The sequence below is a fragment of the Paenibacillus sp. FSL P4-0081 genome, assembly GCF_000758565.1.
GTDB classification, from domain to species: domain Bacteria; phylum Bacillota; class Bacilli; order Paenibacillales; family Paenibacillaceae; genus Paenibacillus_AQ; species Paenibacillus_AQ phytohabitans.
Genome location: NZ_CP009280.1, coordinates 4547997 through 4563276, shown reverse-complemented (window position 1 = coordinate 4563276; position 15280 = coordinate 4547997). Strand labels below are relative to the sequence as shown.

Annotated in this window: 18 protein-coding genes and 1 riboswitch; of the genes, 16 read left to right on the top strand and 2 right to left on the bottom strand. The window is 51.3% G+C overall.

Annotation, left to right across the window (positions count from 1 at the left end):
- Window positions 1-149 precede the first annotated feature (149 nt).
- Window positions 150-1064: a UDP-N-acetylmuramate dehydrogenase gene (gene murB, locus P40081_RS19285; RefSeq protein ID WP_042137735.1), complete on the top strand. Its 915-nt coding sequence runs from the start codon at window positions 150-152 to the stop codon at window positions 1062-1064.
- Window positions 1065-1202: 138 nt separating this feature from the next.
- On the opposite strand, the gene P40081_RS19280 is transcribed toward murB, so the two are convergent.
- Window positions 1203-1538 carry a protein YmzB gene (locus P40081_RS19280; protein WP_039298941.1) on the bottom strand — a complete coding sequence of 112 codons (336 nt, stop codon included), beginning with the start codon at window positions 1536-1538 and terminating at the stop codon, window positions 1203-1205.
- Window positions 1539-1781: 243 nt separating this feature from the next.
- On the opposite strand from P40081_RS19280, the gene P40081_RS19275 reads away from it, so the two are divergent.
- The 12 genes from P40081_RS19275 (at window position 1782) to P40081_RS19225 (ending at window position 10649) form a co-directional block, all read left to right on the top strand.
- Window positions 1782-2522 (top strand): ZIP family metal transporter, encoded by a 741-nt coding sequence (locus tag P40081_RS19275; RefSeq protein ID WP_042137733.1) that lies wholly within the window; start codon window positions 1782-1784, stop codon window positions 2520-2522.
- 90 nt (window positions 2523-2612) lie between these two features.
- Window positions 2613-2656, top strand: a riboswitch (PreQ1 riboswitch).
- 175 nt (window positions 2657-2831) lie between these two features.
- On the top strand, window positions 2832-3332 hold the full coding sequence (gene queF / locus P40081_RS19270) for a preQ(1) synthase (RefSeq protein ID WP_042137732.1): 501 nt from the start codon (window positions 2832-2834) through the stop codon (window positions 3330-3332).
- A gap of 48 nt (window positions 3333-3380) precedes the next feature.
- Window positions 3381-4043, top strand: a complete 663-nt coding sequence (queC, locus tag P40081_RS19265) for a 7-cyano-7-deazaguanine synthase QueC (RefSeq protein ID WP_039298934.1) — start codon at window positions 3381-3383, stop codon at window positions 4041-4043.
- Window positions 4043-4525, top strand: coding sequence for a 6-carboxytetrahydropterin synthase QueD (gene queD / locus P40081_RS19260; RefSeq protein WP_042137730.1), 483 nt, complete (start codon window positions 4043-4045; stop codon window positions 4523-4525). The genes queC and queD overlap by 1 nt, the downstream gene beginning before the upstream one ends.
- On the top strand, window positions 4518-5240 hold the full coding sequence (queE, locus tag P40081_RS19255; RefSeq protein ID WP_042137728.1) for a 7-carboxy-7-deazaguanine synthase QueE: 723 nt from the start codon (window positions 4518-4520) through the stop codon (window positions 5238-5240). The genes queD and queE overlap by 8 nt, the downstream gene beginning before the upstream one ends.
- A 216-nt stretch (window positions 5241-5456) precedes the next feature.
- Complete coding sequence (locus P40081_RS39035; protein ID WP_167549552.1) at window positions 5457-5618, top strand: hypothetical protein; 162 nt, start codon at window positions 5457-5459, stop codon at window positions 5616-5618.
- Between the two features lie 72 nt (window positions 5619-5690).
- Complete coding sequence (locus P40081_RS36505) at window positions 5691-6089, top strand: VOC family protein (protein ID WP_052421903.1); 399 nt, start codon at window positions 5691-5693, stop codon at window positions 6087-6089.
- A gap of 18 nt (window positions 6090-6107) precedes the next feature.
- Entirely contained in the window at window positions 6108-6635 is a 528-nt protein-coding gene (locus P40081_RS19245; protein ID WP_042137727.1) for a cysteine hydrolase family protein, read from the top strand.
- A complete protein-coding gene (locus P40081_RS19240) occupies window positions 6632-7450 on the top strand; it encodes a VanW family protein (protein ID WP_042137725.1) in 819 nt (272 codons plus the stop codon). The genes P40081_RS19245 and P40081_RS19240 overlap by 4 nt, the downstream gene beginning before the upstream one ends.
- A gap of 88 nt (window positions 7451-7538) precedes the next feature.
- Window positions 7539-8675, top strand: coding sequence for a zinc-dependent alcohol dehydrogenase (locus P40081_RS19235; protein ID WP_042137724.1), 1137 nt, complete (start codon window positions 7539-7541; stop codon window positions 8673-8675).
- Window positions 8676-8832: 157 nt separating this feature from the next.
- On the top strand, window positions 8833-9747 hold the full coding sequence (locus P40081_RS19230; RefSeq protein WP_042137722.1) for a DMT family transporter: 915 nt from the start codon (window positions 8833-8835) through the stop codon (window positions 9745-9747).
- 65 nt (window positions 9748-9812) lie between these two features.
- Window positions 9813-10649 carry a class I SAM-dependent methyltransferase gene (locus P40081_RS19225; protein ID WP_042137719.1) on the top strand — a complete coding sequence of 279 codons (837 nt, stop codon included), beginning with the start codon at window positions 9813-9815 and terminating at the stop codon, window positions 10647-10649.
- 509 nt (window positions 10650-11158) lie between these two features.
- Here P40081_RS19225 and P40081_RS19220 read toward each other — a convergent pair.
- Window positions 11159-12088: a LysR family transcriptional regulator gene (locus tag P40081_RS19220; protein ID WP_052421901.1), complete on the bottom strand. Its 930-nt coding sequence runs from the start codon at window positions 12086-12088 to the stop codon at window positions 11159-11161.
- Window positions 12089-12348: 260 nt separating this feature from the next.
- Here P40081_RS19220 and P40081_RS19215 point away from each other — a divergent pair, with 260 nt between their 5' ends.
- The 3 genes from P40081_RS19215 (at window position 12349) to pstA (ending at window position 15193) form a co-directional block, all read left to right on the top strand.
- The gene (locus tag P40081_RS19215; protein ID WP_042137717.1) at window positions 12349-13296 is read left to right on the top strand and encodes a phosphate ABC transporter substrate-binding protein PstS family protein; all 948 of its coding nucleotides are present in this window, start codon (window positions 12349-12351) and stop codon (window positions 13294-13296) included.
- 101 nt (window positions 13297-13397) lie between these two features.
- Window positions 13398-14300 carry a phosphate ABC transporter permease subunit PstC gene (gene pstC / locus P40081_RS19210; RefSeq protein WP_039298909.1) on the top strand — a complete coding sequence of 301 codons (903 nt, stop codon included), beginning with the start codon at window positions 13398-13400 and terminating at the stop codon, window positions 14298-14300.
- Entirely contained in the window at window positions 14297-15193 is an 897-nt protein-coding gene (gene pstA, locus P40081_RS19205; protein ID WP_042137714.1) for a phosphate ABC transporter permease PstA, read from the top strand. Before pstC ends, pstA begins: the two co-directional genes overlap by 4 nt.
- Window positions 15194-15280 lie beyond the last annotated feature (87 nt).

Sequence of the window (15280 nt, the reverse complement as noted above, 5' to 3'; positions counted from 1 at the left end):
AACATAATAATGCTGTATGCAGCTTCCAAACAGGCTCCTGTCATTGACAAGGGAGCCTGTTCGTTGTTAAAGTTGTGGTTGCCGCAATGCACAGTTGAGGCAGGCAGATGATCACGGTCATCATTTTCATAGAGTTAGGAGCATGAAGTATGAATATCGACAACATATATAAGGACCTGCAGCAGCTGGTCACCGGAGGCTCGCTGAAGCGCCACGTGAGTCTTAAGCATCTGGTGTATACCCGCATGGGCGGGGAAGCGGATATTTGGGCTGCTCCGGCAACCTACGATGAAATTCAGAGAATATCTACATATGCGCATGATCATCATATTCCGCTTACTGTACTCGGAAACGGCTCGAATGTCATTATCCGGGACGGGGGTATCCGCGGTATTGTGCTTCAGACCTCCGACATGACGGAAATGGGCATCCGGGACGGACTGCTCTACGCGCAGTGCGGGGCGAAGATTATCGATGCTTCAAGATATGCGCTGGAGCTGGAGCTGACGGGGCTGGAGTTCGCCTGCGGCATCCCCGGCACGGTAGGCGGGGCGCTGTATATGAATGCCGGAGCTTACGGCGGTGAGGTTAAGGACGTGCTGCAAAGTGCACTTGTGATCGACAAGGACGGACAGCTTATTACTATGCAGGGCGACCAGCTTCAGTGGGGATACCGCAAAAGTATCTTTGCCAGCGGAGAGTATATTGTGCTGGAGGCCAGATTTGCGCTTCAGCCGGGTGATCCTGCTGCGATCAAGACCTCCATGGATGAGCTGACCTATCTCCGCGAATCCAAACAGCCGCTGGAATATCCTTCCTGCGGCAGTGTGTTCAAGCGGCCGCCGGGCCGCTATGCCGGCCAGCTGATTCAGGAGAGCGGCCTGCAGGGAACACGCATCGGCGGAGCGGAGGTATCTCGCAAGCATGCCGGATTCATCGTCAATGCGGATAATGCGACAGCCAGTGACTACATCGGACTGATTCAGCATGTGCGTTCAACGGTGAAGGAAAAATTCGATGTCGAGCTGGAGACGGAAGTTGAGATTCTCGGGGAAGAAGCATAAATCAGCTAATAAATTCTTGTATCTGAATCAATAGACGTGTGTAAGGCCATGGGTGTGTTTCACCCATGGCCTGTATGTGTCTCAAGTAGAGGGGAAATAAACATGACGCGCACAACTTTCCTGTAATACTTAGATCATTCAGCTTAAGGCTAAGGAATATTTCGCTCTGTCCGTCTCCAGCTCGACATTATCCTCAGCTACTGTATTCAGCTTCAGCCCGCTGACCGCGATCTCATAATTAGGCTGCGGAAGCGGCACAAGCTCACCGTCTGCATTGAGTGTATTTCCCGTTCCCCGCAGAATCAGTGCACTGCCCAGGTATTCATCAAGAACATCCTCGGCATTGCGGTAGTCTACGGTGTCCAGATTAAAGTGAACTGTATCCAGATCATCCAGCTCCTGCTTCTTGATCACCAGGGTTGCATGCTCCTGCGCCTCCAGCCAATCGATAAGCTTCTGTACGTTTTGTTCCATATAGGATCCCATCCTTTGGTTAGTAAGAGATTGATAATTCTAAGTTACCCTTTTCCGGGCAAATGAATCCATCGTATTTATTAATGATATTAATAATTAACATAATGAATAATATATAAGCGTAAAAGAATAGATCTCGAATAGGTGCCCGCCGGAAGATGCATTGTTTGCAGTTCCACATTAGGGTGTAAACTACATCTATGCACTTCTATTAACAATACATAAACGGGGAAGGTGAGCATAATGTGGGGTGCATTGATGTGGGGCGCCATTTCCGGCTCAGCTGTGTTACTCGGGGCGCTGCTCGCTCTGTTCCTGTCCATTCCCACCAAGCTGATCGGCTTCATTATGGCTTTCGGGACAGGCGTACTTATTGGAGCAGCTGCTTATGAACTGCTGGAGGATTCCGCGAGTGACGGCGGGCTGACCCCGACGATCATCGGTTTTACCGCAGGAGCGTTGGTGTTCACGCTGTTTGACTGGTATATCTCGCGGAAAGGCGGAGCCGGCCGCAAACGCTCAGCCAGAGCATCAGGGAAGACGGAAGCTAAAGGCGGGAGCGGCATGGCTATTTTTGCCGGAACGGTACTGGATGCTATTCCTGAGTCGATCATGATCGGGGCCAGTCTGATTGCCGGCCAAGGTGTAAGTCTGCTGCTGGTTATTGCTATTTTTATCAGCAATATTCCGGAAGGGCTGTCGAGCACGGCAGGGCTGAAGCAGGACGGCTACGGCAAAAGAAAAATTATGCTGCTCTGGCTCGGCGTACTGGTAATCTCCACCCTGGCTTCAGGCGCTGGCTATACATTTATGGACCATGCAAGCGGGTATACGGAGGCGATGATTGCTTCTTTTGCCGGGGGCGGGATTATCGCGATGGTCTCCTCCAGCATGATGCCGGAAGCCTATGAGGACGGTGGACCGCTAACGGGATTTATCGCCGCCATGGGGCTGCTGTGCTCGCTGATCCTGGATCAGCTGTGAGGGTTGTCAAGCCTCCGGCAATCATGGTATAGTTCAAGACGCACCATATGTATAGTCATAAGCACAAAGAAGGAATCTGCGCGCGCAAGCGCAGGAGAGGTTCGCAAACTCCCTCTATAAAAAACTAAGACCGCTACAGGCATGAGCAGCTTTCCGGATATCCGGGGGCTTAAGGAGTACGGGCATTTGCCTGTACTTATTTCTTGTTATGCCGCGCGTGTCTCATCTTAGTAGAGCCAGGTTTTCGAAATCTCGTTCTTCTTTCCAGTTCAGGCCGTGAGCCTAGGGAAAAGAGAGGGGTTTTTTGTCATGTCAGAAGGCAGACTGAAAGAGGAAATGCAGGAGGTTACCCTGCTGGGTAATCAAGGTACGAAGTATAATTTCGGCTATGCTCCGGAAATTCTGGAGGCGTTCGATAACAAGCATCCCGGCCGTGATTATTTTGTCAAATTCAACTGCCCGGAGTTCACCAGCCTGTGTCCGGTTACGGGACAGCCGGATTTCGGCGTGATGTACATTTCGTATATTCCTGATATCAAAATGGTTGAATCCAAATCCCTGAAGCTCTATCTGTTCAGCTTCCGCAATCACGGGGATTTCCATGAAGACTGTGTCAACATTATTATGAATGATCTGATCTCGCTGATGGAGCCCCGCTATATTGAGATCTGGGGCAAGTTCACGCCACGCGGCGGCATTTCCATCGATCCTTACTGCAACTGGGGGCGTCCGGGAACGAAGTATGAGGCCATGGCCGAGCACCGGCTGATGAACCACGACCTGTATCCCGAGAAAGTGGATAACCGTTAATCCGGGAGATCCGCAGCACACAGAACAATAAGGAGGAGAGAACTTACGATGAATAAAAAAGCACTGGTCGTCTTCAGCGGCGGCCAAGACAGCACCACCTGTCTGGTATGGGCTTTGCAGCAGTTCCAGGAGGTTCAGGTGGTTACTTTTAATTATAATCAGCGCCATGCGGCAGAGATCGAAGTCGCCAAGGAGATTGCCGCGAAGTTTGGGGTGAAGCAGCATATTCTCGATCTGGGACTGCTGAATCAGCTGGCCCCGAACGCGCTAACCCGGGACGATATCGAAATCGCTGCCGGGGAGGGCGAGGAGCTGCCGAGTACATTTGTAGACGGACGGAACCTGCTATTCCTGTCCTTTGCAGCGATTCTGGCCAAGCAGCTGGGCTATAGCAATATCATCACCGGTGTCTGCCAGACGGACTTCAGCGGATATCCGGATTGCCGGGATGTGTTCGTGAAATCACTGAATGTCACACTCAATCTGTCGATGGATTATGAGTTCGTAATCCATACTCCGCTGATGTGGCTGGACAAAAAAGAAACCTGGAAAATGGCCGACGAGCTTGGCTATTTCGACTATATCCGTGAGCAGACGCTTACCTGCTACAACGGGATTATCGGCAGCGGCTGCGGCACCTGTCCGGCATGTCTGCTGCGCCAGCGCGGCCTTGAGCAATATGAGGCGGAGCGCCAGGAGGCTGGACTATAATGCTGGGCGAAGTATCTGTCTGCAAAATCTTTACCTTTGACGCCGCCCATCAGCTGATAGGGCACAAGGGGAAATGCAGTAATCTGCACGGGCATACGTATAAGCTTGAGGTTGTACTGAAGGGCGTTCCGTCCGTGGAGCACGGCCAGTCGGATGAGGGGTTTGTCATCGATTTCAGCGATATCAAAGCGACGGTGAAGCAGCTTGTAGTCGACCAGCTGGATCATGCTTTCCTGGCCATGGGCAATGAGCCTGTACTGGAGACACTTACGGCTACTGGCTCCAAGGTAGCACTGCTGTCGTTCCGTACGACGGCGGAGAACATGTCAGCATACATCGCTTATGAGCTGAAGCGGGCTTCCTTACCGGTCTATTCGGTCAAGCTGTGGGAGACTCCGACCTCCTGGGCGGAGGTGCTGGCGGCAGACATTCTGGAAGCGGGGCCGTCTTACCGTCTGTACGGAGGCTGCGACCATGAGTAAAATACCCGTTATCGAAATGTTCGGCCCGACGATTCAGGGGGAAGGGGCGGTCATCGGTGTCAAAACGATGTTCGTCCGCACCTACGGCTGCGATTACCGCTGCGGCTGGTGTGATTCCGCCTTCACCTGGGACGGATCGGCGAAAGATAAAGTAACCCTGATGGAACCGCAGGAGATTCTCGCCGGGCTGCTTGAGCTGGCAGGAGATAATTTCAATTGCGTAACCATCTCCGGAGGCAATCCGGCGCTTATCGGGGAAGCCATGGGTGAGTTCATCACCCTGCTCCACGAACGCGGTATCCAGGCGGCCATCGAGACACAGGGCAGCCGCTGGCAGGATTGGTTCAGTGATGTCGATGTGCTGACGATCAGCCCCAAGCCGCCAAGCTCCGGGATGAAGACCGACTGGGATAAGCTGGATGAGATTATGCTTAGAGTCGGCAGCAGCGGCAAGGCTGCCCATAGCCTGAAGGTGGTTGTTTTTAGCCAGGAGGATTATGAATATGCCCGGAAGGTACATTTCAGGTACCCGGAGGTCCCGCTGTTTCTTCAGCCGGGGAACGATAATGTCACCGAGGAAGGCGACATTTCAGGCCGCCTGCTGGGCCGGCTGGAATGGCTGTTTAATCTGGTGATTGCCGACCCGCAGATGAACAAGGCGCGGGTGCTGCCGCAGCTTCACGCACTAATCTGGCATAATAAGCGGGGCAAGTAAGGCTTGCGCATTATATATTGAATGAAGACCGAACCTCTGCGATGCGGAGGTCCGGTCTTTGTGTTATAGTCCCCCGGTCCGCCTGCTCTTCCTTCGGGGTGCCGGTACCCAATACCTTTTAATGTAATTATTAGGATTAATGTAACAAGCGGAGGTGCATCACCCATTCTAGGCGTAATATACTTGATGGATGATCAAGTATGAGGGGGAATTGAAATGGAGAACGGATACTACGCAGGCTGGGGAACGCTGGCACTGATTAATGCGGGAATTGCCCAGGGGAAAAACCGGAGCGGATTAAACTGGTTTCTGCTGTCATTGCTGCTGGGACCGCTGGCTACCTTTATCCTGGTGATCTCGGATAAGCTACCAGAGTGAATTATCAGTTATAATATTAGGGAGTATTAGTGCTTAAACGCCATGGTTACAGCATCTGGAGGAGGGAATGAAATGGAATTCAAAAGCCCGCAAATTAATCTGTATGTCACAGATTTAGCCCGTTCAAGAACTTTCTATGAAAAGCTAGGGTTTAAGTTGACTTTCACTGCGGAAATCGAGGGTGAAGCCGTGCATCATGAACTTGTGCTGGATGGCTTCAAGCTGGGGCTGGCCAGCAGGACTTCAGCGAATAAGGTACATGGGCTGACGCCTGGAACCAACACTGGCAGCGAGCTGGCCCTCTGGACAGAGGATACGGATCTGGCGCTTCAATACCTGCTGGAGAACGGCGGTACACTTCTTTCGGCAGCACATGATTTCCTAAATGATCTGCGATCCGCATGGATAAATGATCCGGACGGCAATCCGGTCCAGCTGGTATGCAGAAGAAAGTCTGCAGCAGGAGAATAACAGTCCGGGGAGGAATTGATGATGTCAACCGCATTACTGATTATTGATGTTCAAGAGGCGATGTTTGCTTATCCTGATATGAAGCTGTTTGACGAAGAAGGGGTTCTGGAACGGATCAGCTCGCTGCTGGACAAGGCCCGCTTAGCCGGGGTTCCGGTGATTTACATCCAGCATACTGAAGAAGAGGGGGAATTTGTGAAGGGGATCCCTACCTGGGAGATCAGCAGCCGCATTGCACCGCAGGCAGGGGAGAAGGTAATCGAGAAGACAACTCCGGATTCCTTCCATCTCACCGGGCTTCAGGAAGAGCTTGAACGGCTTGGAGTGACGGAGCTGGTTATCTGCGGGATGCAGACGGATTACTGTGTAAATGCCACCAGCAGACGCGCACATAGCCTTGGGTATTCCAGCGTCCTGGTCAAAGATGCACATAGTACCTTCGATGATAACCATCTCACAGGTGAAGAAATCGTGAAGCAGCATAATGATGCGCTTGGCTCCGGAATTGCTGCGCTGCGCTCGGAACAGGAAGTAACCTTCCGATGAATCCGGTAATTACCGCAATGAAGCCGATCCGCCGCTCCAGGCTGAGATTATTTGCCGGCAAGCGCTATTTTATCTGGAAAAGATATTGGAAATGGATCACAGCACGGGGCAGGCTCGCCAAGGAACTTCGCCCGGAAGCTCTGCCTTATGAGGCGGCCAGCCATGCCACACCTCTGCTTCGGAGCCTGCGTAATGTCGATATGCAGCTGCAGTATAATAAAATAACGAATTTGCGCCTGGCTGTTGCCAAGCTTGACGGACTCGTCATCCGTCCCGGCGAGACTTTCTCCTATTGGCGGAGTATCGGAAAGCCGACCCGCAGGAAGGGATATCTGGATGGAATGGTTCTGCATTATGGCGGCTTCCGGTCCGGAACGGGAGGCGGACTCTGCCAATTGTCGAATCTGATCTACTGGATGGCGCTGCATACACCGCTCACGGTTACTGAACGGCACCGGCACAGCTATGATGTTTTTCCCGATGAGCAGCGGACACAGCCTTTTGGCAGCGGGGCCACCTGTTCCTATAACTATCTGGATTTGCAGCTTAGAAATGATACGGAGTACACCTACCAGCTGAAGCTTCATCTGGATGAGACCCATCTGCACGGGGAGTGGCGTTGTGACAGCCGGCAGCTCTACAATTATGAGGTCTATGAAGACGGCCATGTGATCAGCCTGGAGCCGTGGGGAGGATATGTACGAAGTAACGCTATCCGCCGCAGGGTGCTTACCCATACAGGAGAGCTCGCGGGTGATGAGGCTGTCGCCGAGAACCATGCACTGATGATGTATTCTCCGCTGCTGCACGGATAAAGCCGGAGGATTTGGGGTTATAACATAGTGTAGCGTGAATTTACAGCTGCGATGTCCGTACCCAACTTCTGAAGGAGTGACTCTCAACATGAAGGCAGTAACCTATCAGGGCAAGAAGAAAGTCGAGGTTAAGGAAGTCGCTGATGCGCGGCTTGAGAAAAAGGATGATATCATTGTCCGCATTACCTCAACCGCCATTTGCGGATCGGATCTGCATATCTATAATGGCGAAATCCCCGGCATGCATGATGATTACATTATCGGGCATGAGCCTATGGGAATAGTGGAAGATGTAGGACCGGAGGTCACCAAGGTAAAGAAGGGTGACCGTGTCATTATCCCTTTTAATGTAGCCTGCGGGCAATGCTTCTTCTGCCAGCACGAGATGGAGAGCCAATGTGACCACGCGAATGAAGCCAAGGATACCGGCGGCTATCTGGGCTATTCGGATACTTACGGCGGCTTCGCCGGTGGGCAGGCCGAACTGCTGCGTGTACCGTACGGAAATTTCGGCCCCTTTGTCGTTCCGGAGGATGCTGAGATGGAAGACGAGAAGCTGCTGTTCCTCTCGGATATTGTACCTACCGCCTGGTGGGGGGTTGAGAATGCCGGCGTGAAGCCCGGAGATACCGTAATTGTGCTCGGATGCGGGCCGGTAGGTCTGCTGACACAAAAATTCGCCTGGATGAAAGGCGCATCCCGGGTCATTGCCGTCGACCATATCCCATACCGGCTGCAGCATGCGAAGCAAACGAATAATGTGGAGATTTTTAATTTTGAGAAAATTAAAGAGTTCGAGAAGCACATGAAGGAGATCACCCGCGGCGGGGCCGATGTGGTCATTGATTGTGTAGGTCTCGACGCCAAGAAGACGGTTGTAGAAAAGGTGGAGACCACATTAATGCTGCAGGGCGGCTCACTAGGGGCGTTCCGTATCGCCTCAGAGGTGGTCCGCAAATTCGGTACGATTCAGCTTGTAGGGGTGTATGGGCTGAACTATAATATGTTCCCGCTAGGTCATCTGTTTGAGCGCAATATTACGCTGAAGATGGGACAGGCTCCGGTCATTCATTATATGCCGGCGCTCTACAGGATGATTAAGGAGAATAAGTTCGATCCCACAGATATCATCACCCACCGGCTGCCGATCAGCAGAGCAGAGCATGGCTATAAGGTGTTTCAAGAGAAGGAAGAGGACTGTATCAAGGTTGTACTTAAGCCATAGATACAGATGCTTATTAGCACTGGTATAGCTCGTATGAGGCATGGAACCCGCTGAAAGACGGATTCTATGTCTCTTTTAATGAAAAATGCTGCTTTTTTCTGCAATTTGCGTTAAATTAACATAATGAGTCTTACAAAACACGAAGGGGCAACTACGTATGATTCCCAAAAAACCGCCCGTTCCCGTACCGCTGCTGATGGTGATCGGAATTGTGGCCATATCCTTTTCTTCTATCTTCATTAAATGGTCGTCTGCTCCGGTGTCGGTTCAGGGGATGTACCGGCTGTTGTTCACCTCACTGCTGATGCTGCCGTTCGCCCGCCGCTATAGCGGAGCAGCTTGGGCGCTGCGCCTGAAAGACTGGTTGCTGCTGGGCGCTTCCGGTGTAATGCTGGCCCTTCATTTTCTGCTCTGGATGGGATCGCTGAATTACACGTCAGTGGCCAGCTCGACAATGATCATGGCTCTGGAGCCGTTATTCATTATGCTCGGTGCGTACATACTGTATAAAGAGCGAAACAGCGCCTCTGCTATGCTGGGTATGGCTATTGCAATCTTTGGGGTTGTCTTTATCGGCTGGGGCGATATCGGATTGTCCGCCGAGAACCTGAAGGGTGACATGCTGTCGGTTGGCGGAACGGTAGCTGTAGCCGCACATTTACTAATCGGTCAGAAGCTGGTGGCGCGTATGCCTTCCTATTTGTACAGCCTGATTGTATTCATCTCTGCGGCCATCGTATTTGCTGTTTACAATCTGGTAACAAGTATACCTTTCTTCGCTTATCCCGCCCGGGAATGGGGCATCTTTGTCCTGCTGGCGGTGGTGCCAACCGTATTCGGCCATATTCTGTTTAATTGGCTGCTGCAGTATGCATCTGCGACTACAGTATCGATGAATATTCTGGGAGAGCCTGTCGGCGCAAGCATTCTTGCTTTCCTGCTGCTGGGGGAACAGTTGAGCGGTTTACAATGGACAGGAGGTGTGCTGGTCATGGCCGGCCTCGGGGTCTATCTGTATTCCGGACGCAGGAAGGCGCTCAAGCTCCAGGAAGCTCTGCCTAATGCGTCATAATGCGTTAGAACGGTGGAGCGATGACATTATTTTCACAGAACATATATAAAGGGGTAACGAACGTAATGAATGAACAAGATCAGAACGAACCTTCAGGTCTAAACGGCGGGGCTGCTCCTTCCAGTGAAGAATTGTGGAATGAGGATACCTATGCGGCATGGACTAGCCGGTTCGGATCACCAGCCGAGGCAGCAGAGAAGCTGGTCAAAGATCCGGCTGGGAAGCTGTTCCCGCTGAATGCCTATATGGGAGATGTGCAGGGCCGCAAGATTATGAACCTGATGGGTTCGAACGGCATGAAGGCGGTAGCGCTGGGGCTGATGGGGGCAGAAGTGACGGTTGCTGATTTCTCGGAGGCGAATGGGCGTTATGCTACTGAACTGGCGCAGGAAGCCGGAGTGAAGCTGAATTATATCGTCTCAGATGTGCTGGGACTGCCTGAAGCCGTCTTGGACGGCTCGTATGACCTGGTGTTTGCGGAAATGGGAATTGTCCACTATTTCACCGACCTGGCTCCGTTTATGACTACGGCATACCGGCTGCTGGCACCCGGCGGGAAGTTCGTACTGCGCGATTTCCACCCGGTAACGACCAAGCTGATCTCCTCCAAGGGTTCAACTGCCAAGGTGCGCAAGCATAAAGTGAACGGTGATTATTTCGATACGGCACTGGAAGAGAAGCAGGTGTCCTACTCCAAGTATATGCCTTCTTCCGGAAAAGCAGCGGGGGCAGACAGACCTAATGTAGTCTACTGGCGGCGATGGACACTCGGCGAGATTGTAACGGCTGCTGCGGCCAGCGGGCTTGTTATTCAGGAACTGGTGGAAGAGCCCAACCTGTCGTCGGATGTATATGACAAGGGAATTCCCAAGACCTTCACTCTGGTGGCGGGAAAAAGATAATAAACGAAGTGGAAACGGCTTTGCCGTCCCTTTTTAAAGACAGCAAAGCCGTTTCAGCGGGAAATAGCAGTAATTTATAGTGTGAAACCTAAGAAGTCATATGTTTCAAACAAACGGTATCTCTTGAAGCACGGTTACGTTCGTGCGCTAAGGGATACCGTTTTTGTTATGTAAATGTAAATTTCAATTCTTTACATTTGATTCGTTACGGCAGAATGGTGACTTCATAGTACGGTACTAGTGAGTGAAGTGTTGTACGTTTTACAACTTTGATGTATGGATAGCCAGGTGTTCAGATCGATTGTTGTATGAAATACAAGAATAATCCTGCTCAGCCGCTTGGAAAAGATGAAATGCTGCCTTTTTTACAACAATTTTAGTTTCGGGTCAATATAATGAGGGAATTGTTTCATTATGGGCAGGATTTTATATAAAGTTACCAGATTCCTGCTCAGGAATGCGGATAATCTGGAAATCCCTGCGATGACATCCACCGCCCGGAAGTCCAGCTATTCACTGGATATCAGATCTTCGCGCTGGTCCTCCTCCTGTAATCCGTCACTGCCTGCCATTCCGGCAAAAGCCTTCTGTAGCGGGGAGAGGGTGTAGTCTTTGCGCCAGGCCAGCACAAATGCACCATCCCCGGGATGAAGTCCCGGCAGCGGGGCATAGGCCAGACTTCCGGCCGCCACCTCGGCCTCAATCCCTGATTTGGAGAATACTCCGACCATCCCGCCGCCGCTAATCATACGTTTGACCGCCTCCGGCGAGCTGAGTACGGCATGGTTCCACACTTTCACATGATTAAGCTGTGTCCACTTGTCGGAGATTCCGCGCAGGAAGGAGGCGGCTTCATGCTGCACCCAGGGTTCCCGTGCTGCCGTTTCTACCGTAATTTCCTGCGCTCCGGCAAAAGGATGTCCAGGCGCAAAAATCAGCACCGTTTCATCTCTGGCAATCACTTGAGTATGGAAGGAATCATCCTGTCCGTCCGCACTGTGCAGCACAGCCAGCTGAATCTCCCGGCTCCGCAGACGCTCCCTGACAGCATCATCCGGCAGTATGGACAGGAACACATCAATTCCATCATGCAGGCCAGTGAATTGGGACAGCAGTTTAGGCACAAGATAATTACCGGGGATGTCGCTTGCTGTAAGCTCCAGATTCCCCGACGCCAGAGAGGTAAACTGCTTAACTGTCCGCTCTGCTTCTGCCGTCAGCGATACAATCCGCACAGCATATTGATACAGGGCGCGTCCGGCATCGGTCAGCAGCACCCGGCCGCTCCGGAACTGGAACAGTGAAGCGCCAAGCTCACTCTCGAGACTCTTCATATGGAAGGAAACGGTCGGCTGCTTAAGTCCCATCTCGGCGGCTACGTCCGTTACCTTTTTATATTTTTCAATCAGGACTACAATTTGTAATTTCACAAAATTCATGCTGATTCCTCCGGTTAGATGGCGATAAATTAGCGATTGTTGCTTATATATAGATTATATCTATGGCGTTATTCATAATCTATTATAACTTTTATCTTCCGCTTTACAAACTCAGTACTTTTACATAACGAACGAGCCCTAGAATAAGAAGAGTCAGAAGAGAAGCTGACATGAGCACAGACAATGCTTCCAAAGTGAGTTTTGTACGAAGCAGACCAATGAAGCAGACACTCACAAAACCTTTAGGAGGAAAAAAAACAATGCAATTCAGAAAATCTTGGATCATGGCTTTGGCTTTAACAAGCGTAGTAGCACTTTCGGCATGTGGCAACGGGGGAAATAATGCGGCAACCAATAACGGAGGCAATGCAGCTGCAACAAATACACAAAACAGCAGCGGCGCCGAACTAAGCGGATCTATCCTGGCTTCGGGCTCCACAGCACTTCAGCCGCTCGTAGAGCAGGCAGCAGAGAAATTTATGGATGCCAATGCAGGCGTGGATATTCAGGTTCAAGGCGGCGGAAGCGGAACAGGCTTGACACAAGTAGCTGAGAAGCAAGTGGATATCGGTAACTCCGACGTATTCGCAGAAGAGAAATTGAAAGATGCTGATGCAGAAAAAGCGGCAGCGCTGGTTGATCATCAGGTAGCCGTTGTAGCTATCGCAGCAGTAAGCAATCCGGATGCAGGCGTAGATACACTGACTAAGCAGCAGCTGGTCGACATCTTCACTGGCAAAATCAAGAATTGGAGCGAAGTCGGCGGCGCTGACCAGGCGATTCAGATCATCAACCGTCCTGCAAGCTCAGGTACACGCGCAACCTTCGAGAGCTTCGCGCTTGGCACCAAAACGGATGATCTGCCAGGATCTATTCAAGAGGATTCCTCCGGTACTGTTAAGAAAATTATCGGTGAAACACCGGGAGCTATCGGTTACCTGGCTCTGTCCTACCTGGACGATTCCGTTAAAACCTTGAGCTATGACGGTGTTGAACCTTCTGTAGACAATGTAATTTCCGGTAAATATCCGGTATGGGCTTACGAGCACATGTACACTAACGGTGAGCCGAATGAAACAGTAAAAGCATTCCTGGACTTCATGATGACTGACGAAGTACAGACAGGTGACGTAGTAGAGCTTGGTTACATCCCGGCTTCGCAGATGCAGGTATCCCGCGATGTAGCAGGAACTGTAACAACTAAGTAAGTACTACAGATTCATTCACAGGGGTATCATCCATTAGAACTTCATGTGATTAGAGGCGGATTTCTTCTGCCTCTCTTTTCACTTTAGAAAGAGGGAGCATCTTGAGGGTAAAACCAAAGAAAACGCGGTTTGAAAAACATCATATAGAGAATTTTATCGGACGCGCTTATATGTCCTTTTGTGTACTGCTATTGATTGTAATCATTGTATCGATGGTTTATTTTGTAGCCTCTAAAGGAATTGCGAACTTTGTAAGCGGTGAGGTTAAGGTTTCCGATTTCCTGTTCGGCACAAAATGGTCGCCTGAAGCGGATACGCCTTCTTATGGAGCTTTTCCGTTTATAGCCGGTTCCTTCCTGGTAACACTGCTTGCCGCGCTTATCGCAAGTCCGCTTAGCATCTGCGCCGCATTATTTATGACTGAAATCGTCCCTGGGTGGGGCAAAAAACTGCTGCAGCCGGTTATTGAGCTGTTGTCAGGTATTCCGTCTGTCGTATACGGATTCGTTGGCTTAAGTGTCATTGTGCCTTTTCTGCGGAATACATTGCCCGGACAGGGCATCGGGGTTGCTGCAGGCGCGCTAGTACTGTCGGTGATGATCCTGCCGACCATTACCAGCGTGGCTGCAGACGCGCTTGCTTCTTTGCCGCAAAACTTGAAAGAATCCTCCTTTGCGCTCGGTGCCACTCGCTGGCAGACGATCTCCCGTGTCATTCTCCCGACGACCTTCCCGGCTATTATGACGGGGGTGGTACTGGGGATGGCCCGTGCATTCGGTGAAGCACTTGCTGTACAGATGGTTATCGGTAATGCTCCTTTTGTGCCGCGTTCGCTGTTCGAATCCGCGTCTACTCTAACCAGTGTTATTACGCTGGGTATGGGGAACACGACGATGGGTTCACCGCAGAACAACGCGCTATGGAGCATGGCTCTCGTGCTTATGCTGATGACATTTGTATTCGTATTGCTTGTTAGAATGCTCGAAAGGAGAAATAAAATTTGAAGCCGAGAACAGCAGACAAAATTGCCACTGCTATTATTGTAACGTTCGCTTTGCTTATCGTAGCTATTCTGGTTGGCCTGCTTGGATATATCCTCATCCGCGGGATGAGTCATATCAGCTGGGACTTCCTGACTTCGGCACCACAGAAGATCCGTGCAGGAGGCGGGGTAGGACCTCAGCTCTTCAACTCCCTGTTCCTGCTGGTGCTGACCCTGATCATTACTATACCGCTTGGACTTGGAGCGGGGATCTTCATGGCAGAATATGCCCGTCCCGGCAGACTGACTAACTTCATCCGGCTGGTTGTGGAAGTGTTATCTTCCTTCCCGTCCATCATCGTCGGTCTGTTCGGTCTCTTATTGATCGTCAATACCTTCAATCTCGGATTCTCCCTGATCTCGGGAGCACTCGCGCTTACCTTCTTCAACCTTCCGCTGATGGTTCGTATCACCGAGCAGGCTTTCCGCACGGTGCCTAAGCAGCAGAAGGAAGCAGGCTTCGCGCTTGGTTTATCCAAGTGGAAGATTGTGACTTCGGTACTGCTCCCGGTTGCTCTGCCAACGATCATTACGGGAACGATCCTGTCCGCCGGACGCGTCTTCGGTGAAGCGGCGGCATTGATGTTCACGGCGGGGATGAGCAGTCCGCGTCTGGATTTCAGCAACTGGAATCCGCTTAGTCCTTCTTCACCGCTTAACCCGTTCCGTCCGGCAGAAACACTGGCGGTTCATATCTGGAAGGTCAACAGCGAAGGTCTGGCGCCGGATGCGCTGCAGATCGCAGCAGGTGCTTCGGCAGTGCTGGTGCTGACCGTATTAATCTTCAACCTGGCTGCCCGTTACTTCGGCAGATTCATCTACCGCAAGCTTACCGCTTCCAAGAGGATGAACTAGGCTAATAAGAAGCGGATGCTGACAAAACTAAGTGTATGCTTTCGAAGCAAGTTTTGCGAAGGTGATGCAAGAAGCGGATGCTGACAA